This is a genomic window from Vibrio sp. B1REV9, assembly GCF_905175395.2.
Lineage (GTDB): Bacteria > Pseudomonadota > Gammaproteobacteria > Enterobacterales > Vibrionaceae > Vibrio > Vibrio alfacsensis.
This window is the reverse complement of record NZ_HG992746.1, coordinates 592,110-612,596: the sequence shown is the minus strand read 5'-3', so window position 1 is coordinate 612,596 and position 20,487 is coordinate 592,110. Positions and strand designations below refer to the sequence as shown.

Sequence of the window (20,487 nt, the reverse complement as noted above, 5' to 3'; positions counted from 1 at the left end):
AGAATCTAAACGAAACAAGGTGGATAGATTGACGTGAATGTCTGGTTCACAGTTTGAATAAAAAGTTTCAAAATGTTTGAGTGTTAATTTTTTGTAACGAAATTAACGGAAATAGAGTTCGCTTTTTGTAAGTGCAGGATATAAAGGGTTTATGAATTTGATAATGTTAAACGCTTGTAATAACTCAAATCAGAAATGAAAAACATACAGGGAACGAGTAAAAATTGTGCTTGTATTTGCTAAATAGATAAGCAAAATAGGGCGCAAAATGAGTTTTCATTAATGAAAGGATGCTTTTCTTTAGTTCTAGTGAGGTGATTTATGAAATTGTTCCTATTACTTATGGCTTCTGTTTCTGCAGGTGTTGCGTCAGCAGATCACATCCATTCATTCATGCTAGGCCTTTCTATTGCCTCACTTGCAGTAGGTAGTTGCTACTTCTTCGCATTCCGTAGTTCGCGTTTCCCACAGCTTGCTTTGTTCTTACTGATCTGTGGCATGTTGTCTAAATTGACGATTACTGTGGTTGGTGTGATGTGGGGTATGTCTGCGGAGTTGATTACATCTCCAATTGTGTTTGCTTTGTCTTACATGTTCTTCTCACTAGCCGTAACCTACTTGTGGTTCACATACCGTCAAAGTATTACCAAAGTTCCAGAGCGTTTTAAAACTGCGGCTGCGTAGTTATTAATAAATATCGTTTTTTGAGCGGATACAGAAACGCCAGCGATGATCGCTGGCGTTTTTTTGAGTTTCATCTGTGTACTAAGCTGACATAGGCACTAAGCAGACATTGGCACAAGAATCATCGTCCCGACGATCACGGTAATTAGACCTGCTAGTACTGGTACTGACGTACGTTTCACTACTTCAAACGGGCTGATATTTGCCATACCAGAAGTCGCGACGATTACGCCAGATACTGGTGAGATAGTACGACCTAGGTTAGATGCTTGTAGCATTGGGATGATAAGGAATGCAGGGTTGAGGCCCATCTTAGCTGCTAATGATGGTGCAAGCTCTACGAACGCGTAGAATGGTGCGTTACCAGAACCCGTCGCGATAGCCGCCGCAACAGTTAGGCCAGTGAGAATAAGCATAAGAGCTACACCACCCGCCCCCGCGTTATCCGCGAGATGAAGTAGGTTGTCGATAGCACCAATAGACATTAAGCCTTGTGCAAACACACCAGCCGCAACCAGTAGCATTACTACGCCTTTAAAAGCATCTGCCATACCTGCATAACAAGAATCGAGATCCTCAAGCGCTTTCTTACCGTCGAATTTGTGTACGACATAGTTAATTAACGCGCCTAAGAAGATAGAGCCAACTACAATCGTGTAGATATCTAGAGTTAGGCCCGGAATGGTGCGACCGTTGAATAGGAATACACCGATGATTGGTAGAAAAGGAAGAACCGCGTAAAACGCAGGCGCATCGGCTTTGATTTCAGAGACATCAATTTTTTCCATTGGCGTGTTGTCTTTCTTATCTAGGTATTTGTTCCAAAAGAAAGCCGCTGCTGCCATCACGATGATTGCACTGATGGAAACTGGCAGTACGGTTTGAACTGCGAATACATCTAATGCAAGGCCTGATTTTTCTGCGGCGATAACCACGTCGCCAGAAGTTGGTGAAAGAATGATTGCTGCTGGTGATGCACATACTGCTACCGCAGCAGGGCGAGAGATACCCATCGCGGTCATCATAGGGAATAGGGTTGCCATCAATAACACACCTAGACCCGTTGCTGAACTCACTGCAAGAGACATCAAACATGCCACAATGTAAGCCGCTACCAAAAGGACATAAGGAGACTTGATAACAGAAAGCGGTTTAGAGAACTGTTTTACTACCACATTGTTTGCGCCAATGTGTGTCATATATGACGCAAAGCCACAAAGCAGCATGATTTGCATACCTAGACCACCGCCGCGGTATTGAAGCATGTATTTTACGTACTCTAGTGCGTCCGTCACCATATTACCCGTTGAGGTTATTTTTGATGGCAGAACGTCATGGCCAAGAATACCAGTCATAAGAAGTAAGCCAATACCTGCGGTTAATAACACGCCAGCAGCTTTGTAGCCTTTGACGATGAAATAACCCACAGCAATGGTTACGACCAAGCCAATTAAGAGCTCTAACATAGGGTTGTCTCCGAAATTATGAAAAAATGAAATAAACTGTGTCAGTTTGTTTCATGGAATTTACATAATTATTGCCTGTGGCACGAGACTAAATTAGGACTAGCATGATCTAAAACAAATAATAGATTAATAAATAAATGTGCTGAATTATATTGTGTAAATTACGTTTTTTAGCTGTTAAGCATTGGTTTTATTGAGTTTGAAAAAACGAAAATACGAACAATTGATTGGATTAAAATCACGCAAAATGATTAAAAAGTGAGAAAAATAATAGTTCGAGCTGGATCACGCTAAAGAGGTGTTATTGTACAAAAAAGCTCCGAATTACGGAGCCTTTGTTTTGACCAACTTGTATTGAAGCGCAAGTTATACGTTACGCATAGCGGCGTACTAAAAGATTCCAACTACGTTGTTGTCGCTCAAACTCTTCTTTGATTTGTTGATACCTAATCGTAGAGATGGACTTTTCGTATTTTTTCACGACGGTCGCCGTTGTCACCCCTAGGATCTCTTTTCGAGCTTCGTAATACTCTTGCATATGGTGCACGAGCGCATCAAACTCACTCTGTAACTGGTCAAGGATAGATTGACTATTTGGCTTGGTTTCCAGCTTTTCTTTGGCTTTTTTCAGTAGTTGTGTCGCTCGGGCTTTTTCTATACGAAACGTTGAGGTGGTGCGTAATTTTGAGGTCAAACCAAACCATGAACAACCTTTGATCAACCATTTGGTTGGATCGTAATGCCACCAATAGACACCGTTGCGGTAGTCATTCTCAAAAATGTGATGGAAGTTATGATAGCCCTCACCAAACGTAAAAAAAGCCAGAATGCCATTATCACGTGCTGTATTTTTGTCTGTAAAGGTTTGCTTACCCCAAACATGTGCCAGTGAGTTAATGAAGAAAGTTGTGTGGTGGCTTAAGAATAGGCGTGCAGCGCCAACAATAAGGAACATACCCAACATATCCCCGTAAATCAGGCCAAGCCCAAGAGGAAAACCAATATTGGTTACGATTGCCAAAGGTACATAATATTTGTGCTGCCACATGGCAATGTTGTCACGCTTTAAGTCTCGGCAGTTGGTGTATTCATTCTCGCTTGATTTGTTGTAATCACGGAGCATCCAACCAATATGAGAATACCAGAAACCACGTTTGGCTGAATAAGGGTCTTTGTCATTATCATCAACATGCTTATGGTGAACGCGGTGATCAGACGACCAGTGTATTGCGCTGTTTTGTAGAGAGAAAGCCCCGCCGATAGCAAAAATAAAACGTAAAGCAGGATGAGCGTCGTAGGTTTTATGGCTCCAAAGACGATGATAACCCGCGGTGATACAGAGATTGGTAAAGCTAAAAGCGATGACACCCCAAATTAGGTGTTCCAAGCCCAACCCATAGTGATAGGCATACCAAGGTAAGACAACAAAAGTAAGGATAAAACTGGATGAAAAGATAAAGATATTCAACCAGATGAGAGGTGGTTTCGTTTGATTCACAATATGCATCCAAATTTGAGCTAACAACTGTTCGCTAGAATATCAGCGCACACGTGTAAGTCAAACTCGAGTTGGCAAACTGTTACAATTTAGGCATTTTCAGATAAGGAATGTGAGACGGATATTTTGCTTTTAATTGATAAGTGAGTAGTATTAAACGGTGAAGTGCAGTTTGATGTGTAATATATCTACTATTAATTTGATGAAATATAGAGATTAATGTTGCTGTTGCTTACGAAAAGGATAAATAGAAGAATATAGGAATACGTAATGGAATTACGACAAGCGGAATATAAGGATTATGAACGCATTGCATACCTACATGCAGAAAGTTGGAAGCGTCATTACCGTGAAATTTTGAGCGACGCTTATCTCGAAAGTGAGGCGTTCGATGACAAACTACTTATTTGGCAGACGCGTTTGACCAATCCGCCATTTAATCAAAATATCGTGTTAGCGGAAGAGGGCGGGCTTCTTCTCGGTTTTGTTTGTGTATTTGGCAATCATGATTTTGAGCGAGGGAGCTTTATCGAAGCGCTGCATGTCGATGACAGTTATCGTGGCCGAGGCATAGGTAAACAGCTATTACTCGCGGTCGCTGAGTGGCAACAACAGTATTTTAAAGATTTGGGACTTTATCTGGAAGTCGTGGCAAAGAACGATCAAGCGATTGAGTTCTATAAACACATTGGCGGACAGGAATGCATTGAACGACATTGGAAAACCCCTGAAGGTCGAGAAGCGATAGAAAAGGTTTTTCGTTGGTCAAATGCGCAGTCACTGGTTAGTGGCATTGAAGAAAGCACTATCTATTCTTAAACTGTACTAGTACACATAAACAAAGTCTCAAATAGTCCCTTTCAAAAAGAGCAGCTTGTTTGTTGCTCTTTATTTGTGATCTCCTTAGGCCAGTTACAAGCTAAAGAATCTGCTCATACCTCCTACCAGTTTTCCGTTACCTCTCAAACACGACATTATCATGTGCTATTGTTTGCATATGTGCTATCGTCTGATAAGTTGTAAAAAGAAACCGCAGTCGCAGTACGAAAAGTTGAGGTGTGTGATGTCAGTATATGAACGTGCCGCGATGGTGAACGGTATCGTAAAGGCATTTGTTGGTTTTATGTTGATGATAACGAAGTTGTTTTCATTTTTTTCTCACTCTTAAACGCTTTTAGTAATATATAATTAGAAAACCCCATCTAAGTTAAGGTTACTTAGATGGCAAAATTATTTAAATAGCAAACATTATTTAAATAGAATAAGTACAGAAAGCCCCCGTTCAGTTAAAGCTAGGCTTAGTAGATCAAATATATGGAAGCGATTCGTAAGGTTTATCAGTATGCAGAACCGAACCTCTCTCTCGTGGGGTGGATGGGCTTTGTAGGTTTTCCGATTTACTATGTGGTTTGGGCATTCATGTTCCCTCAACCCTACGAAAATCTACCACTTCGCTTGCTCTGCTCGATGTTGTTTTTTGGTATTATTTATCGTAGCCGTGTGCCGTTTGAATGGCGTAGATTTTTGCCTGCTTATTATCAAGTTGCCATCACGCTCTGCTTGCCGTGCTTCTTCTTCTATATGTTGTTGATGAACAACTGGTCGAATGTATGGGTGATGTCGTTTATGTCTGCGATTTTCCTTCACATTCTGCTCGTTCATATTACTTGGGTTATGTTCGCTCAGACGTTTGCAGGTATTGGACTTGCAACGTTCTTCGCTTGGATAGCACAAGGATTCCATCTTGAACTCACGATGGATTGGACGCACGTACCTATTTTTTTGTTCATCTATCTTTTTGGCAATTTGTTCTATTTCCGCAATCAGGTAGAGCACGAAGCGAAAGTGTCACTCGCGAAGTCATTTGGTGCCGGAATCGCACATGAAATGCGAAATCCGCTAAGTGGTTTATTAACGTCAATTGATGTAATTCGTTCGATTTTACCAAGTCTAAAAGAAGAGAGAAAAGAACAATATACACTGAGTGAAGAGGATGTCAGGTTATTGCGAGAAGTGAGTGATGACGCAATGGCCATTATTCATTCTGGAAATGAAACCATTGATTTGCTTCTTACATCGATTGATGAAAACAGAGTTTCTCGTTCCACTTTTCAAAAGCATTCTGCACAAGCTGTGGTAGAAAGTGCCGTAGAGAGCTTCAGTTACAAACGGAGTAACGATCGCTTAGCTATTTCATTAGATGTACGCTGTGATTTCGACTTTTTTGGTAGTGATACTTTATTGAAATACGTGATTTACAACTTATTCAAAAATGCGTTTTATCACCGTAATTCGGAAGATTTTCATATTCATGTTTCGATGTTTAGTGATGATGAAACTAACCAAATTGTGGTCACAGATAACGGCGCGGGAATCGCTCGTGATGTATTGCAAAGCATATTCCAAGACTTTTACACGACCGGAAAATCGGGCAACTACGGATTAGGGTTACCTTTTTGTAAAAAAGTGATGCGCTCATTTGGCGGTGACATCAAATGTGCTTCCGAGCTTGGAGAATGGTCACAATTTACCATGACGTTTCCAGCGATCGCTTCGATAGAAGTGAAAGAAATTAAACGTGAGTTGATGAAGTTAAAATCCGTGTTGTTTGTCAGTGACCAAGACATACTCATAAACAAAGTGTCTGACACTGCTCGTTTAATGGGCTTTGGGTTGGAGGTTCTTGACGTAAACTCAGTTCTCAAGAAAAAAGAGTATGAGTTTGAATTTGATTTAGTCCTTGTTGATATGGAAAGTCTCAACTTTAGAGCAAATCAACTCGATAAGATTGAATCGTTGTTGTCGTTTACAGAAGCAAGAATAATGTTTTTATATGAGAGATCTCCTATACGACGCTCTCAAAACACGGAATTTCAGCCAATTTGGATGGAAACACAGGCATGGTTATTAAACACACGAACAACGCTGGAACGCCTTCTATTTGACGCGCATTATATTGTACCCTTTATCTCAGCAAAGCCTTTGGATGGTCTAAATAAACGAACAATTTTGGTGGTTGATGATAATGAATCTCTGCGTAAATTTACTTCAATTTTGCTAGAAAAACAGGGTTTTGAGGTCATTCAAAAAGAAGATGGTCAACAGGCACTAAATGCTCTTGACAATAATAAAATAGACCTAATTTTAATGGATATAGAGATGCCCGTTATGGATGGAGTCGAAACTTCAAGGCGAATTAGAAGTGCCAATAAGGCTTACTCTACCATCCCGATTATTGCTCATACTGGAGACAGTTCATCTATTACATTAGACAAAATTGGTTCATCTGGCATGTCAGACTTTATCGTTAAACCCGCCGATAAGAATAGGCTTTTCGACAAGATAGCAAACTGGATCTAACCGTCAGATCAGGTACTGAATAAGTACATCATTAAAGAGCTCTGCATTTTGCGGAGCTCTTTTGTTCAAGGTAAAATGGTTTAATCGGAACTTTAAGCAAACCACTAATAATCAAGGTTTTTTATAAAATTTTTGAGGTGAGATTTATGAGGATTAAGCATATAAAAAAGGCGCATAGTCTGCGCCTTCAGGGAAGATAGAAAACAAAATTTATCGTTTATTACGCAGGTAACGCTTACGACGTTCTTCTTTACGCTTTGCTTTTTCTTCTTCTTTACGAGCGGTTTCGATCTCTACTTCAATGAGTTCTTGAGAAACCATATCAGGCAATTCTAGTGTGATTTGACCAAGCGTACCTTGACGCAGTTCGTGTAGAAGAATTTCTGATACTTTGTGCAAGTCCACGCGGCCACCAGCACGCAATGCGCCACGACGACGACCGATCTCTTCCATAATTTCGATGTCTGATTCAGGAAGTTCTTCCATTTGGTAGCGTGCTTTTAGCTTCTCTGGGTAATGAGCCGCTAAGTATTCAATCGTATAAAACGCAACTTCGTCGTATTCCATTGCCGTATCTTTTACGGCACCTGTTGCTGCCAAGCGGAAGCCACTGTGTGGGTTTTCAACTTTTGGCCACAAAATCCCTGGCGTGTCAGACAAAACAATGCCATTTTGTAGATTGATACGTTGCTGACGACGTGTCACCGCAGGTTGGTTACCCGTAACGGCGATAGTACGCCCCGCAAGTGTATTGATGATGGTGGATTTACCTACGTTTGGAATACCCATGATCATGGTGCGAATGTTTTTACCAACTTCTTCACGGTGGGGTGCGAGTTTACGGCAAAGCTCCATAATTTTGTGAACTTCACTCGTTTCTGACGTTGTGATCGCCATTGCTTTTACATTCTGCTCTTTTTCGAGGTGCTCAATCCATACTTGGGTGAGCTCAGGATCAGCTAGGTCTCGTTTATTCAGTACTTTTACGACTGGTTTATCTCCACGCAGTTTCGAAATCATAGGGTTTTCGCTACTGAATGGAATACGTGCATCAAGTACCTCGATGATCACATCGATTTGCGGGATCGCTTCGGCAATCTCCTTTTGTGCTTTATGCATGTGACCAGGGAACCACTGGATTGAGTTGTTAATCATTTTTACGTGTTTACCTTAATTCATTGATTGAAGTTCTTATACTTGCCTGTGCTGTTGCACATTGACTCGCTTCAACCTGTGATCTTTGGGTTGTTCTAGATGGTGTGCCCAAAGAGTGAAACTGTGTATTGTCATTAGTTTATCACTTTTCTATAAGTGACGGTGTTCAAATTAAATGATTCTGGGTAGAAATAGCAGTTGATAATGGCTCTAAGTGGCTGGAACCGCTTGCACCACGCTTTTCAATAAGTAAAGATCGTGCCTATTTGAATAGTTTAGGTAAGTTATGGTGTCTTCTTTTGAGTCTATCGTTCAGTCTCGTCGCTCCGTTCGAAAATATGATGAGAATTCGGATTTTAATCATGATGATGTCGCTCACGCCCTTGAGTTAACGACGCTCAGCCCAAACAGCAGTAACATGCAAATGTGGGAATTTCATCGTGTGATTTCACCTGAGAAGCGAAGCAAGCTTGCAGAATATTGCATGGGTCAGAATGCGGCCAAAACAGCCAATGAGCTGGTCGTATTTGTGGCAACAACGCACAACTGGAAAGAGCGCGCTAAGCGCAACGCAGAGACTGTGCGTCAGGCTTTTGAGGGCCGTGACGACGCTGCGGCGAAACGCGCTCTAAAGTATTACGAGAAACTTATCCCGTTGGTTTACAACAACGATAAGTTTGGTTTGCGTGGGTTGTTTCGAAAAGCCTATAGTGAGTGGCTCGGGCGCAATAAACCGATGGTGCGTGAGGTAAGCAAATCGGATGTTCGAGTGTGCCTACATAAAAGCGTTTCACTTGCGGCGATGACATTTATGTACGCGATGCGAGATAAAGGGTACGACACATGCCCTATGGAGGGCTTTGACTCTAAACGCGTAAAAGCACTATTAGGTCTGCGAGACAGCGACCAAATAACGATGATTGTCAGTTGTGGTGTGAGAACAGAAGAGGGCGTGTATGGTGAGCGTCATCGTGTGCAGCAAGAGACGGTGATTAAAAGCCATTAAATTCTCCTAAACTTTTTGTTCCTGTGGTCGCTAACCTAGGCACGACGAATAGTATTAGTGGATTGGTGAATATTATTTGTTCATAAATCAGAAGAATTTAGCGTTTGTTATAAAAATGCGAGATACGTATCGATTGGTTTATTTACAAATTTCATTATAGCCATTACAACAAGACACTTAGATTTTTTGCCTTTGGATTGCTTACCGCGGGCGTGCATCAGTCGTTATTGATGCGTATTTTGGATAATTGGGTTTATGAACAACGTAACCAGTAGTATTTTGACTGAAAGTGGCACAAATGAATTAGAAATCATTGAGTTCCATTTAGAAAAACAACTACCAGATGGTAGTACCAAAACATGTTATTACGGCATTAACGTGGCTAAAGTCCGTGAGGTGATCCGTGTACCAGAAACTACTGATTACCCCAATGCTCAACCGCACATGATTGGTGTATTTTCTTCTCGTGAAGTCTTAACGCCTTTGGTGGATCTTGCGGGTTGGTTAGGTGTACCGACGCGACGCGATCTAGAGAGAAAGTTTGTTATCGTCACAGACTTTAACAAGATGACAAATGGTTTCTTGATCGATAGCATTTCTCGTATTCACCGTATTTCTTGGAATGATGTGGAATCGCCAAGCCAGTTTCTAGAAGCGGGAGAACAAGACTGTGTGGTGGCGGTGGTTCGTAAGGATGGCAACTTAATCATGATCCTCGACTTTGAAAAGATCATTGCAGACATCAATCCTGAGTTGAGCATGGAAAAGTACGATGTGAAAGGGGACAAGTCGGTTGACCTGAATCAACGCATGGTAAGTAAGCGCAATGCGAAAACAATCATGGTTGTGGATGACTCGGCATTTATCCGCTCATTAATTCAAGATACGTTAGCATCAGCAGGTTACAACGTGATCACATGTAAAGATGGTGGTGAAGCGTACGAGAAGTTAATGAACTTGATTGACGTTGCCAAGGAAGAGAATCTCCCGATCAAGGAGCTGCTTGATGCTGTGGTTACGGACGTAGAAATGCCTCGTATGGATGGCATGCACCTTGTTAAGCGATTGCGAGATACAGAAGCCTACAGTCAGATGCCGATTTTGATGTTCTCATCACTGATGAGTGAAGATAACCGAGCGAAAGCGTTGGCATTAGGGGCGAATGACACCATTACTAAGCCAGAGATTGGTCGAATGGTGAACATGATGGATAAGTACGTGTTTAACTTTGCTTAGCACTTTATCCAAAATTAGATACAAAAATGGCTGCCAATTGGCAGCCATTTTTTAATTAGTCGCATGGATTGATTTTTAAGGTGTAGCTTGAGTTTTCGTCTTTTGGGGCGGCATAAAAAATGCTGCATTTGTTCTCATCTTGATTATTGTCTTCGCGGGCGGTTATTGCCATGTACTTTTTATCTGTTGTTAGTTTGATTTGCCAAGTACTGTCAGAGTATTGATGTTCTAGGTCAGGGATAAGAATTCCCAGTCCTTGCTCATAGGTATCCGGGTAACCCCAACGGAAAACACACTCTTGCTTAGGACTGTCTTTTTCACAGTCATCAAATGGTAACGATTGTTTTGGAACAATGATACTGCCATCGGAATCAGGGTAGCTATTTTTGTTTGATACGTAAGGAAGATCTTCCAAACCTGCTATCGTCATTTTACTGTAACCCAAAGCAAGGCCTGATTGAATGGCGGCTTTCATGCCCTCTAGGCGGGCTTCGCGGGCATCATCTTGAATGTTCAAAAAACGAGGTGCTGCGGTCACCGCTAAAATACCGAGTATGACAATAACAACAACAAGCTCAATTAAAGTAAAACCAGATTCTTTTTTCATACAATCTCTTAGTTTTCTAGGGTTTTAGTCTGACATGTTTGTTATTTTTAGTTTGTCAAACTGATAGTGTGGTTTTTAATGAGTTATTCATCGCGAATTTCTACATTTAACTAGAATTATAATACGGAGATCTAGGTTGGGGTAGTGGTCGTGCGTTAAATTTTCCAATCTAATGTTAACTAAAATTGAAAGTTTCATAATATGAACTCGATGAGTTCATTTATTAGTACATTTTGATTGTGTTTTTTGTGAGCTTGGTTGATCCTATGCGCCGATTAAAGACCTGATATCCTCTTGTCTTATCGACTAAATTCCCAATTGTCGTGAGTGGTTCTATTTTACGAGTATTTCGCACGTAGGGCCTACCTCTCAATGCTTGCTGATTGGGGCACTTCTTTTTTACATTAACAATAAGAATCACATCGATGGAATTCGATTCTACTAGTTTGCTAGCGATGGGGCTGATCTTTCTCGGCTCTTATGTTCAAACAGCTATCGGTTTTGGCCTAGCAATTGTGGCGGCGCCGCTTCTTATCATTCTAGCGCCGGAATACGTGCCTGCACCGATCTGTTTAGTTGCATTGTTTATCTCATTGATGAATGCTATGAAACACAGAAGCAGTGTTGAAATTGGTGGATTAAAAATGGCCTTAATCGGCCGAGTGCCGGGTTCGATAGTTGGTGGGGCCTTGTTGTTTTTTGTCTCCACAGAAGCACTGACGCTTTGGATCGGACTATTGGTGTTGTTTGCTGTCGTGGTGAGCGCACTACCGTTTCGTATAGAGCCGACACCAGGTCGAATGTCTGTTGCTGGCTTTTTCTCTGGGCTATTTGGTACCAGTTCAGCCATCGGAGGTCCTCCAATGGCACTATTGCTTCAGCATCAAGATGCAAACCAGTTACGCGGTAACCTTTCGGCGTTTTTTGTGTTTAGTTCGATTATCTCGTTGGTGATTCAAATTCCGGCCGGCTTTTTTACTCTGCATCATTTAGTTATTACTATCCCTTTGTTGCCAAGTGCAGCATTCGGCTATTGGTTGGCGATCAAAACAACGCAGTCTTTGCCTAAAGAAAAAATTCGTATTGGTGCATTAACATTATGTTTGGTGAGCGGTTTAACCGCAGTAATTCAAGGTCTTGCGTTATAGGGTATGTTGCTCTAAGCGGAGCGTGTTTACTTTGATTAAAAGCACTTTACAAAAACAAATCGCTCTATAAAATCGCGTCACTTTTTGTATGTTGAGTTAGATATGAACAACAGTCGTTACGGAAACGTTATGGCCGCACTCTCTTTTGTTATTTGGGGGTTGTTGCCAATTTACTATCGTTATTTACCTAATGCGGCAATGGATGAGCTGTTAGCCTTAAGAATTATCGGTTCAGTACCGGTAGGGATTCTATTGGTCTTTGCAATGACGCGTCGTTGGCCAAACTGGGCAGAAATTTGGCAAGATCAAAAGTCCCTAGGTTATGCATTTTTAGCCAGCAGCTTAATGTGTATCTCATGGGTTGCTTTTATTTGGGCTCTAACTAACAACCGTGTAATTGATGCAAGCCTAGGTTTTTTTATTGGCCCGCTGATTTCTGTTGCGCTTGGTGTATTTGTGTTGGGTGATAAATTATCCAAGGGCAAGTTCGCTGCCATTCTTTTAGCGGCGGTAGGCGTGATATACCAAGTCGTTCAATATGGGAAACTGCCAATGGTAGCGCTTACGATGGGCTTGTTTTTTTCTCTTTATGGCCTGTTCAAGAAAAAGATTAATTACAATTGGAGCACCACACTTTTTGTTGAGGCATTATTGCTGACCCCAATTGCGTGTGGGTATTTATTGTTTAAGCAAGTCACCGTCGGAAACTTATCGTCAACTGTCGATCTGGGTACCTTTTTGTTGTACCTCGGCAGTGCACCAGTGACTATTCTGCCTTTGATTTTCTACTCAATAGCAATTCGCATCACGAGCTTATCATCAGTCGGTCTCATGCAATACATTGAGCCTAGCCTTCAATTCATCCTTGCCGTTCTGTTTTTCGGGGAATTGTTTGATAGCGTAAAGGCAGTGACATTTGCATTTATCTGGGTAGGCCTACTGCTTACGGTTATTGAGGGAGTTTTTTCACGTGCCAGGCGTGGAAAAATGCCAGCACACCCAGTATAAAACAAACGACTTTCAGGGACGTGCCCAAGCATCTTAAGGGTGTTTGGGTATACTGAATAACAGTAGATCCCAAAGAAGGAACGTTTATGATCACCGCTCTCTATGCTTGTGTTTTAGCACTTCTCTTCATTTGGCTTGCCTTTCAAGTCATCAAACAACGACGAATTAACAAAGTAGCCTATGCAGATGGCGGGGTAGAGCCCTTACAGATTGCAAGAAGTGCCCAAAGTAATGCCGCAGAATACATTCCTATCACGCTTATTTTGATGTGTCTTTTAGAGTATAACGGCGCGTCAGTTTGGTGGGTACATATGACGGGATTGTTATTCGTAGTTGGGCGGGTGCTTCATGCGCGTGCAATATTATCTAATCAATTGAAAGGGCGCGTGACGGGCATGAAGCTGACGTTTGCTAGCATGCTTACGCTTGTTATTTTGAACCTGGTTTATTTGCCATATGGAAACTTATGGTGAAAACGCGCAGTTATTTACCCCCGTCTTGGCTCCTTGTACTCATTGGACTCGTACTCAATATTGCCGCTATTTTGTTAACCAGCGTTGTGTTGGATAAACTGAGTCAAGCAAACGCGAGTATTGCAGAACAAAAAGCCGACAATTTATATTCAATTCAACGCGCTTGGGATAGCGTCGAAGTGTTAGAGCGAAAGCGAGAAATGTTGCTCTTACATGTTCACTTAAATCAATCCAGTTCCTTACCTCTCTTAATTGAAGACGCAATGCGAGGTCACTTGTCATCCTGGACTGGGCAAGAGATTGGCCTAATAAAACCAGAGCAGTTGCCAGAGCTAATGGGGCAAATCAACCAAGCTCAGTCGACGCTGCGAGAGCAAATTGACAACCATTATCTGAACAATCTTGATCTTACGGAAGAAATGCTTCGTTTGGCAGATAAGATGTCATGGTATAAAAGCATCGCATTGTTCTTTCAAGTCTTTGGATTGGCGCTCATTCTGGCGCGTGATTTAGCAAGAAAACCTTAACCTTTCAATCTACGACTGAGCATCGCAATGTGCTTGAGAATAGAATCTATTCACGCTCATTTCACATTCAAATTGTTACAGTTCCCATTCGAATAATGCTGGAGGCTGTGGTAGCTTTCGCTTGTATTTATTTTCTAATTGGTTGTATTGATGAAGAAAACACTAAGTTTGTTAGGGATAGCTTCTGTCACCTGTTCACAATCTGTCTATGCGATGAGTGAAAAAGATTGGGATGTTTTAACCGATATTGGCGCTTATGGATTGGTTGCAACGGCCGCTGCAGTTCCTGTATATAAAGGGGATTGGGAGGGCTTTTGGCAAGCGGGTTTTAGTATTGGTACCGCATCGGGAATCGGTTTACTCGGAAAAGTCACCATTGATGCAGAGAGACCAGACAAAAGCGGTAACGACAGTTTCCCATCGAACCATACAGCAAACGCTTTTGCGTCTGCGACAAACTTGTATTTGCGTTATGGCTGGGAAGCGGGATTACCTGCTTATGGTGTCGCAGTGTTAGTTGGTGTTGGGCGAGTAGAAGCCAAGAAGCATTATTGGCGTGATGTGTTAGCGGGAGCCGCACTAGGGACGTTAAGTGCTTATGTATTTACGGATGCGTATGATGAAAATGTCCAGCTTGTACCATGGGTGACGAGTGAAGACGTTGGTGTATCGATCACCTATCGTTGGTAAAATTAGGTCTAAGAACTTTAGATCCGCTTGCGTATAATTGGTACCCGTTACAGAAGTAAGGACGACCTTACCGCTCTGAGTATTTTTGGGGACGACCCCATTTTCAGGAAATATGTATGGCATGGGTCGTTTTATTTTCTCATGGCTACCAAATTTTCATTAACTCACATTTTTCTTGGTATTAGATGGACCAAGTTTCATATTAATAACCTCAACTCGAGATAACCTAAGCTATTTAGCACGGCACGTTTAGCGCTTAACGTCGTTAAAATAACCGCACTAAACTTTCATATTGGCTTCAGTGGCGCATCAATTAAACAATGTAGACTTTCTTATCCCGAGTTGAGATTAAGAAAAATGTAAAAATAAAGCGCACCATTCGTTAGTCATATTTTATATGCAATTATTTTTAAGCTGATCGTATTTTATAAGATGATTTTCCACTTAGCGTAAGTGTGTAAATAGAATGTCAATCAATTAAATGCAAAAGGATCAGCAGGTTATGTATAGAATGACATGGGCGGCAGCGGTTGCTTTAACGCTTGTAGGTTGTGGTGGTGGGGGAGGAGGTGGTTCCGACTCTGGAGGTGGCAGTACATTACGCGTTTATTCGACGACGTCATCGCTAAACGTTACCGAAACAGCATGGATTATACCTACGCAACAGTAGATATTGATTCGACAGGTGGTGTTGCGGACGATGCTAGTGTTTATATCGGTGTGCTCGAGGATACAGGAAAGCTGTTGAACGGAGCTGAAATGCGATTCATAACAGAGCAATCTGGTGATTATATCTTAGAGTTTAAGCCAGGGTATTTATTGCAAGATGGCAAAAATAATAGCTTGGTGAGTTTAGCTTTCTGCTATGACGAATACTGCAAACAGCACGTAGACGGGCTCCCCAATCAATGTAAATGTTGATTATTCAAATGATTTGCGAGAAGAAATTGCACTGGGCTCTACCTCTCCTCAAAACATAAATAAAACGGCAGCGCTTAATGAAGCAGGATTAGATAATGACCCCGTTGTCTTTACGGCTTATGTGGCGGGAAATAATGCTGACAGAATTACAGTGCGCCACCAGCATGATTATAAAGTCGCAAGCCATGTCGCTTTTGAAGATCGGGGCAATAGCATTTATCAATTAACGGCTGATGTTCGTTTACCAACGTCATTGAAAGTCGGAGAACATTCAAGCAGTTTGAAAATTGACGCTTGCTACGATACTGAATGTCGCTATCCAATTAAAGGCAGCCCGCTTGTTATCCCGATGAACTATCAGGTGACGGCCGCGATGTTTGAGGCAGATACGCCCGCTGCGGTGAATGAGTCCCAAGAACTGCCGTTTCATGTGAATGATGCGAAACACCTGCCAGGGTTGGATATTATAGTGATGTCGTCGGATTCTCCAATCAACGCTGTTTATGTCTACGATATCGCGTCGAATAAGACATATACTTATCCGCTTTCAGATAGGCCTGAAAGCTTGAGCGTTGATCTCTCATCAACCCAAGGGCGAATTGTGGTGGGTCATGAATATAAAGTGACGCAAATTGACTATAATCCCGACTATCCAGAAACTCCGCTGCAAATAACCCACGAAACCAGTGTTGAAAACCCGATGACGATTGTAAAAAATGATTGGGTTTATTTGGTTGAGCGATTTGATGGGTTTAGTGAATATACACGTTTAAACTTACCTCGTTCGCAAGAAATCTTTATGCAAGGCCCATCTTTGCGTCAGATGTCAGTGTTTGAAGTCCACCCAAGCGGACATGGTATTTATTTCACATCTAATGCTTTTTCTCCACAGGATATAGGGCGAACAAACATCAATGAGGCACTTGAGTTAGATTATGACGTGGGTTCTCCATATCACGGAGACTATGCGATAGGAGAGGATTTTTGGTTCTCTTACGATGGAACTCAACTCTATACATCAAGCGGTAACATTTTTACCACGTCTAATAATCCAGAAGTAGATATGGTTTATGCCGGTGCATTACCGTTGGCGCCTGTTGAAAGCAATATCAGCTCGGTCGCTCAAAATGAAAGCATCACGTTACTGGCCGATTCGTACCCAAGCTATACGATTCGAAAACTCAACAACGATACCATGTCGGTTGATAAAACCTACCCTAAAACGACGCGTAATATGAATGGTGACGCAGGGGGCAGTGAGCATGAATTTGATGAAGAGCCAATTTTTGTGTTCCTTTCAGATCGTGGTTATGTTTACACCATCAAGGAAACCAACTTTTTCCCTGAACTTTTCTATCGATTAGAGCGTTTAGACTAAGAGCCTCACGTTAACTCAATTAACTGGGATAAGTTTGTTAAGTTTAAATATCTCGTTTGAAGCCAACGGTCACCACCGTTGGCTTTTATTTTGTTTTTTAATAAACCTTTAACGTTTCAATATTGGCAGTTTTAAATGCTGTCCAAAGACATTGATTAACGCCCCTGTGACGATCAATGCCCCGCCTAAGTAAGTCCAGATGGATGGCAGCTCACCGAAGAAAATAATCCCAAGAATAACCGAGAAGATGATCTGCACATAAGAGTAAGCGGAGGCTTTTCCTGCTTCTTGAGTTTGCATGGCTTTGGTTAAACCGAGTTGCCCAATCTGAGTGAACACGCCAACCAAGACGAGCATCATAGTAAGGTACGCATTAGGCATAACGAATTGATCGCCAATCAGCAAGATTGAGGCAGGAAGCGCGACTAAAGGGAAGTAAAAAATGATCACTGAACTGTCTTCTGTTTGACTCAGCTTTCTGACAATAACATATGCGATGGAGCTTCCAAATGCGCCTAATATCGCGATCATTACGCTGAACATGGGTAATGTTTGCTGAGCATTTGGACCCGTATCACCGCTTACCATCACGTAGACGCCAAGTAAGCAGAGTACGATACAAAGGAGCGTAGAAAAATGAATGCGTTCTTTAAGAAAAAATACAGCGAGCAGTGCAGTAAAAACAGGGTGGATGTACTGAAAAATGGTTGCTTCAGCTAAAGGTAAGGTTGTGACAGAGTAGTACACGCACATTAATGCCATGGTTCCAACCGCCCCGCGCGCAAACAGCAATGGTTTGTTGTTCCCCCATACGGAAATGCCTTTACGCTTTACATCGGCATAGCTGATGATTAAAGAAACGAGAGCCCTTGCAGCCACAATTTCAAACACTGGAATACCATACAAACTAACGTGTTTCACCGTCGCAGACATGAGTGCGAAGCCGAAAGCAGACAGCACCATGAAGCGTACGCCGATAGGAATCATAGAATTGAGAGTATTAGGCATCTTGTGGCTCTTTATTTGTTGGAGATCGCACTTTAGCATACTAAATGGCGCAATGAATCAAAGCTTTGTGCTTCAGTATGTCAGCGCAGGGGCTTATGGTTGTAGGTAAAGGTTTATTATGCAGAATGGTTAAAAACAGAGTGAAAAATAGAGAAAAGGAGGGAATATGATTCCGATTCAAGCGACGCATGTATCTGCTGTGGTGTTATCTAAAGTTGATGGCGAGTATAAAATGTTATTGCTCGAAAGGGTGAAAGGTGGATATTGGTGCCATGTAGCTGGTGGCGTTGAGCCCGGTGAAGAGGGATGGCAAACCATTTTGAGAGAACTGAAAGAGGAAACTCAAATTGACGCGTTAGCGCTTCATTCTGCGGATTTCTTAGAGCAGTTTTATGAAGCCAAGAAAAATCGAATAATGGTGCTCCCTTGCTTTGTTATTTTTTGTAAGCCGGATCAAAGTGTCATCCTTAACCACGAGCATACCGATTTCCGGTGGTGTTCGTTAGAGGAAGCCAAACACTTAGCCCCTTTTGCTAATCAACATCGACTGTACGAGCATGTATGGGCTCATTATATAGAACAGGCTCCGAGTCAGTTTACGCGTATCAATATTGCAGATGTGTAAAAGCCATAAAATCTGAGTTCAAACTCTAAGTTCTCTTGCCTTACATTCGTCACAATGTTGCTCATATGTTAATCTGGAAGGGCTGTTAATTTGGAAACGAGAATAACCTGAGATCAGGCCGCATTAGGAATATATCCGAGTGCTTAAGGAGAAAACCCATGAATGCCATTGTAGATATTGAAGTTGGTCACGCATTACCACAAACATTAGATCGACTGAAAGCGTCTTATCTTTTGGAACCTTACCCAAGTCTAGAAATCAGAAAGCAGAAACTGAACCTCCTTAAGACCACGATTTTGGATCATCAACAGGCGCTCGTCACCGCGTTAAGTGCTGATTTTGGTTATCGTTCTGAATTTGATAGTGCGATGACGGATGTGTTACCGACGGTTGCACAGATCAACTATACCGTTAAGCGCCTTAATAATTGGTGTAAACCGAGTCGACGTCATGCCGGTTTACTGCTGACCCCATCATCAGTATCTGTTGAATATCAACCAGTCGGTGTCGTTGGTATCATTTCTCCTTGGAACTTTCCTGTCATTTTGAGTTTGTCACCGCTAGTGACAGCGCTGGCTGCTGGCAACCGAGTCATGATCAAGTTGAGTGAGTTTACGCCTCAGACCAATAAAGTGATTACTGATATCTGCCGTGCATTGCCAGAGGATGTGGTGGTTGTAGAGGGAGAGGCGGATGTGGCGCAGGCGTTCAGTAAATTGCCATTTGATCATTTGCTTTTTACAGGATCAACCAATGTAGGGCGTGCGGTGGCGAAAGCCGCGGCCGAAAATTTAACCCCCGTTACGTTGGAGCTTGGTGGCAAATCTCCGGTTATTGTGGCTGATGATGCGGATTTGAATAAAGCGGTGGATACCATTCTGTTTGGTAAGTGCATTAATGCCGGACAAATATGTGTTGCGCCTGACTACGCCTTTGTCCCAGAGCGTAAAGTCGACGAATTTATCGCTCTCTTTCTCAAACGTTTTGAAAGCTTGTATGTTAATGGCAAACAAGAGCAGGGGCTTACTCATATTATTAACCAGCGTCAGTTTGAACGCTTAAAAGCGGTGCTTGAAGACGCAAAAGCAAAAGGCGCAGAGGTCCACACCGTAGCTAATGCTCAAACAGACGGGCGATGCTTGTACCCACACTTGGTCACTCATGTTTCAGAAGACATGACCATCATGAAAGAAGAAATTTTTGGCCCTCTTATGCCAATCAAACCTTATTCGAACATTGAAGAGGTGCTTTCGTACATTAATCAGAATCAGCGACCACTAGCGCTGTACATTATGTCTAACGACAAAAGCATGATCGAACACATAACAAGAAGTACGCACAGTGGCGGCGTAGGTATCAACGATACGATTTTGCATGTAGGCGCAGAAGATGCACCATTTGGTGGTATCGGTGAGTCTGGTATTGGGCATTATCATGGCGAAGAGGGCTTTAGAACTTTCAGTCATGCTAAAACCGTCCTACACACACCTACATGGCTGCCTCGTGTCAGTTTATTGCTAGAGCGACGTGGTACCGCTATTAAGGCATTGAAAAAACTGTTTCTGCGCTAGCGAGCTACGCCGACAATCAGCGTACTGCGATAGCTAACAAGTTTAGCAATAGGCACAGAAGTACAGCGATAGCTCCAACAAGTTAAACAGCCAAATAAAAAGAGCGATGGGTTTCTATCCATCGCT

General features: G+C 42.2%; 20 protein-coding genes. 15 read left to right on the top strand and 5 right to left on the bottom strand.

Features of this window, described 5'->3' with window-relative positions:
* Window positions 1-321 precede the first annotated feature (321 nt).
* Window positions 322-684 carry an NADH:ubiquinone oxidoreductase gene (locus tag KHN78_RS16970; protein ID WP_211917476.1) on the top strand — a complete coding sequence of 121 codons (363 nt, stop codon included), beginning with the start codon at window positions 322-324 and terminating at the stop codon, window positions 682-684.
* A 98-nt stretch (window positions 685-782) separates the two neighbouring features.
* On the opposite strand, the gene dcuC is transcribed toward KHN78_RS16970, so the two are convergent.
* Entirely contained in the window at window positions 783-2,150 is a 1,368-nt protein-coding gene (gene dcuC, locus KHN78_RS16965) for an anaerobic C4-dicarboxylate transporter DcuC (protein WP_128812808.1), read from the bottom strand.
* A gap of 373 nt (window positions 2,151-2,523) precedes the next feature.
* Entirely contained in the window at window positions 2,524-3,648 is a 1,125-nt protein-coding gene (locus KHN78_RS16960; protein WP_211917474.1) for an acyl-CoA desaturase, read from the bottom strand.
* A 270-nt stretch (window positions 3,649-3,918) separates the two neighbouring features.
* Here KHN78_RS16960 and KHN78_RS16955 point away from each other — a divergent pair, with 270 nt between their 5' ends.
* Together KHN78_RS16955 and KHN78_RS16950 are read left to right on the top strand one after the other, a co-directional pair.
* Window positions 3,919-4,467: a GNAT family N-acetyltransferase gene (locus tag KHN78_RS16955; protein WP_211917472.1), complete on the top strand. Its 549-nt coding sequence runs from the start codon at window positions 3,919-3,921 to the stop codon at window positions 4,465-4,467.
* A gap of 495 nt (window positions 4,468-4,962) precedes the next feature.
* Window positions 4,963-7,008 carry a hybrid sensor histidine kinase/response regulator gene (locus KHN78_RS16950; protein ID WP_211917470.1) on the top strand — a complete coding sequence of 682 codons (2,046 nt, stop codon included), beginning with the start codon at window positions 4,963-4,965 and terminating at the stop codon, window positions 7,006-7,008.
* 210 nt (window positions 7,009-7,218) lie between these two features.
* Here KHN78_RS16950 and ylqF read toward each other — a convergent pair whose 3' ends face one another.
* A complete protein-coding gene (gene ylqF, locus KHN78_RS16945) occupies window positions 7,219-8,163 on the bottom strand; it encodes a ribosome biogenesis GTPase YlqF (protein ID WP_211917468.1) in 945 nt (314 codons plus the stop codon).
* 286 nt (window positions 8,164-8,449) lie between these two features.
* On the opposite strand from ylqF, the gene KHN78_RS16940 reads away from it, so the two are divergent.
* Together KHN78_RS16940 and KHN78_RS16935 are read left to right on the top strand one after the other, a co-directional pair.
* Window positions 8,450-9,169: a nitroreductase family protein gene (locus KHN78_RS16940; RefSeq protein WP_128812819.1), complete on the top strand. Its 720-nt coding sequence runs from the start codon at window positions 8,450-8,452 to the stop codon at window positions 9,167-9,169.
* Between the two features lie 255 nt (window positions 9,170-9,424).
* Window positions 9,425-10,405, top strand: coding sequence for a chemotaxis protein (locus KHN78_RS16935; RefSeq protein WP_211917466.1), 981 nt, complete (start codon window positions 9,425-9,427; stop codon window positions 10,403-10,405).
* 55 nt (window positions 10,406-10,460) lie between these two features.
* Here KHN78_RS16935 and KHN78_RS16930 read toward each other — a convergent pair whose 3' ends face one another.
* Window positions 10,461-11,012 (bottom strand): type II secretion system protein, encoded by a 552-nt coding sequence (locus KHN78_RS16930; RefSeq protein ID WP_211917464.1) that lies wholly within the window; start codon window positions 11,010-11,012, stop codon window positions 10,461-10,463.
* Window positions 11,013-11,437: 425 nt separating this feature from the next.
* Between KHN78_RS16930 and KHN78_RS16925 the strand changes: the two genes are divergently transcribed.
* The 8 genes from KHN78_RS16925 to KHN78_RS16890 all read left to right on the top strand — a co-directional run bounded on the left by KHN78_RS16925 (window position 11,438) and on the right by KHN78_RS16890 (window position 17,157).
* Window positions 11,438-12,160: a sulfite exporter TauE/SafE family protein gene (locus tag KHN78_RS16925; protein WP_211917462.1), complete on the top strand. Its 723-nt coding sequence runs from the start codon at window positions 11,438-11,440 to the stop codon at window positions 12,158-12,160.
* A gap of 102 nt (window positions 12,161-12,262) precedes the next feature.
* Window positions 12,263-13,168: an EamA family transporter RarD gene (rarD, locus tag KHN78_RS16920; protein WP_211917460.1), complete on the top strand. Its 906-nt coding sequence runs from the start codon at window positions 12,263-12,265 to the stop codon at window positions 13,166-13,168.
* 86 nt (window positions 13,169-13,254) lie between these two features.
* On the top strand, window positions 13,255-13,641 hold the full coding sequence (locus KHN78_RS16915; RefSeq protein ID WP_211917458.1) for an MAPEG family protein: 387 nt from the start codon (window positions 13,255-13,257) through the stop codon (window positions 13,639-13,641).
* Window positions 13,635-14,168 carry a DNA mismatch repair protein gene (locus KHN78_RS16910; protein WP_211917456.1) on the top strand — a complete coding sequence of 178 codons (534 nt, stop codon included), beginning with the start codon at window positions 13,635-13,637 and terminating at the stop codon, window positions 14,166-14,168. The genes KHN78_RS16915 and KHN78_RS16910 overlap by 7 nt, the downstream gene beginning before the upstream one ends.
* Window positions 14,169-14,318: 150 nt before the next feature.
* Window positions 14,319-14,858: a phosphatase PAP2 family protein gene (locus KHN78_RS16905; RefSeq protein ID WP_211917454.1), complete on the top strand. Its 540-nt coding sequence runs from the start codon at window positions 14,319-14,321 to the stop codon at window positions 14,856-14,858.
* A 502-nt stretch (window positions 14,859-15,360) separates the two neighbouring features.
* Entirely contained in the window at window positions 15,361-15,528 is a 168-nt protein-coding gene (locus KHN78_RS16900; RefSeq protein ID WP_223917818.1) for a hypothetical protein, read from the top strand.
* Window positions 15,504-15,779, top strand: coding sequence for a hypothetical protein (locus KHN78_RS16895; RefSeq protein ID WP_223917817.1), 276 nt, complete (start codon window positions 15,504-15,506; stop codon window positions 15,777-15,779). Before KHN78_RS16900 ends, KHN78_RS16895 begins: the two co-directional genes overlap by 25 nt.
* Window positions 15,780-15,792: 13 nt before the next feature.
* Window positions 15,793-17,157 (top strand): PKD domain-containing protein, encoded by a 1,365-nt coding sequence (locus KHN78_RS16890; RefSeq protein ID WP_223917816.1) that lies wholly within the window; start codon window positions 15,793-15,795, stop codon window positions 17,155-17,157.
* A gap of 108 nt (window positions 17,158-17,265) precedes the next feature.
* Here KHN78_RS16890 and KHN78_RS16885 read toward each other — a convergent pair whose 3' ends face one another.
* Window positions 17,266-18,165, bottom strand: a complete 900-nt coding sequence (locus KHN78_RS16885; RefSeq protein WP_211917452.1) for a DMT family transporter — start codon at window positions 18,163-18,165, stop codon at window positions 17,266-17,268.
* A gap of 166 nt (window positions 18,166-18,331) precedes the next feature.
* On the opposite strand from KHN78_RS16885, the gene KHN78_RS16880 reads away from it, so the two are divergent.
* Both KHN78_RS16880 and KHN78_RS16875 read left to right on the top strand, forming a co-directional pair.
* The gene (locus KHN78_RS16880) at window positions 18,332-18,790 is read left to right on the top strand and encodes an NUDIX hydrolase (protein ID WP_211917450.1); all 459 of its coding nucleotides are present in this window, start codon (window positions 18,332-18,334) and stop codon (window positions 18,788-18,790) included.
* Between the two features lie 158 nt (window positions 18,791-18,948).
* On the top strand, window positions 18,949-20,361 hold the full coding sequence (locus KHN78_RS16875; protein WP_211917448.1) for a coniferyl aldehyde dehydrogenase: 1,413 nt from the start codon (window positions 18,949-18,951) through the stop codon (window positions 20,359-20,361).
* Window positions 20,362-20,487 lie beyond the last annotated feature (126 nt).

Excerpts from the sequence above, each read along its gene's own strand:
- KHN78_RS16970 (WP_211917476.1), top strand. The coding sequence starts at position 322 with ATGAAATTGTTCCTATTACTTATGGCTTCTGTTTCTGCAGGTGTTGCG.
- dcuC (WP_128812808.1), bottom strand. The coding sequence starts at position 2,150 with ATGTTAGAGCTCTTAATTGGCTTGGTCGTAACCATTGCTGTGGGTTAT.
- KHN78_RS16955 (WP_211917472.1), top strand. The coding sequence starts at position 3,919 with ATGGAATTACGACAAGCGGAATATAAGGATTATGAACGCATTGCATAC.
- KHN78_RS16950 (WP_211917470.1), top strand. The coding sequence starts at position 4,963 with ATGGAAGCGATTCGTAAGGTTTATCAGTATGCAGAACCGAACCTCTCT.
- ylqF (WP_211917468.1), bottom strand. The coding sequence starts at position 8,163 with ATGATTAACAACTCAATCCAGTGGTTCCCTGGTCACATGCATAAAGCA.
- KHN78_RS16940 (WP_128812819.1), top strand. The coding sequence starts at position 8,450 with ATGGTGTCTTCTTTTGAGTCTATCGTTCAGTCTCGTCGCTCCGTTCGA.
- KHN78_RS16935 (WP_211917466.1), top strand. The coding sequence starts at position 9,425 with ATGAACAACGTAACCAGTAGTATTTTGACTGAAAGTGGCACAAATGAA.
- KHN78_RS16930 (WP_211917464.1), bottom strand. The coding sequence starts at position 11,012 with ATGAAAAAAGAATCTGGTTTTACTTTAATTGAGCTTGTTGTTGTTATT.
- KHN78_RS16925 (WP_211917462.1), top strand. The coding sequence starts at position 11,438 with ATGGAATTCGATTCTACTAGTTTGCTAGCGATGGGGCTGATCTTTCTC.
- rarD (WP_211917460.1), top strand. The coding sequence starts at position 12,263 with ATGAACAACAGTCGTTACGGAAACGTTATGGCCGCACTCTCTTTTGTT.
- KHN78_RS16915 (WP_211917458.1), top strand. The coding sequence starts at position 13,255 with ATGATCACCGCTCTCTATGCTTGTGTTTTAGCACTTCTCTTCATTTGG.
- KHN78_RS16910 (WP_211917456.1), top strand. The coding sequence starts at position 13,635 with ATGGTGAAAACGCGCAGTTATTTACCCCCGTCTTGGCTCCTTGTACTC.
- KHN78_RS16905 (WP_211917454.1), top strand. The coding sequence starts at position 14,319 with ATGAAGAAAACACTAAGTTTGTTAGGGATAGCTTCTGTCACCTGTTCA.
- KHN78_RS16900 (WP_223917818.1), top strand. The coding sequence starts at position 15,361 with ATGTATAGAATGACATGGGCGGCAGCGGTTGCTTTAACGCTTGTAGGT.
- KHN78_RS16895 (WP_223917817.1), top strand. The coding sequence starts at position 15,504 with ATGGATTATACCTACGCAACAGTAGATATTGATTCGACAGGTGGTGTT.
- KHN78_RS16885 (WP_211917452.1), bottom strand. The coding sequence starts at position 18,165 with ATGCCTAATACTCTCAATTCTATGATTCCTATCGGCGTACGCTTCATG.
- KHN78_RS16880 (WP_211917450.1), top strand. The coding sequence starts at position 18,332 with ATGATTCCGATTCAAGCGACGCATGTATCTGCTGTGGTGTTATCTAAA.
- KHN78_RS16875 (WP_211917448.1), top strand. The coding sequence starts at position 18,949 with ATGAATGCCATTGTAGATATTGAAGTTGGTCACGCATTACCACAAACA.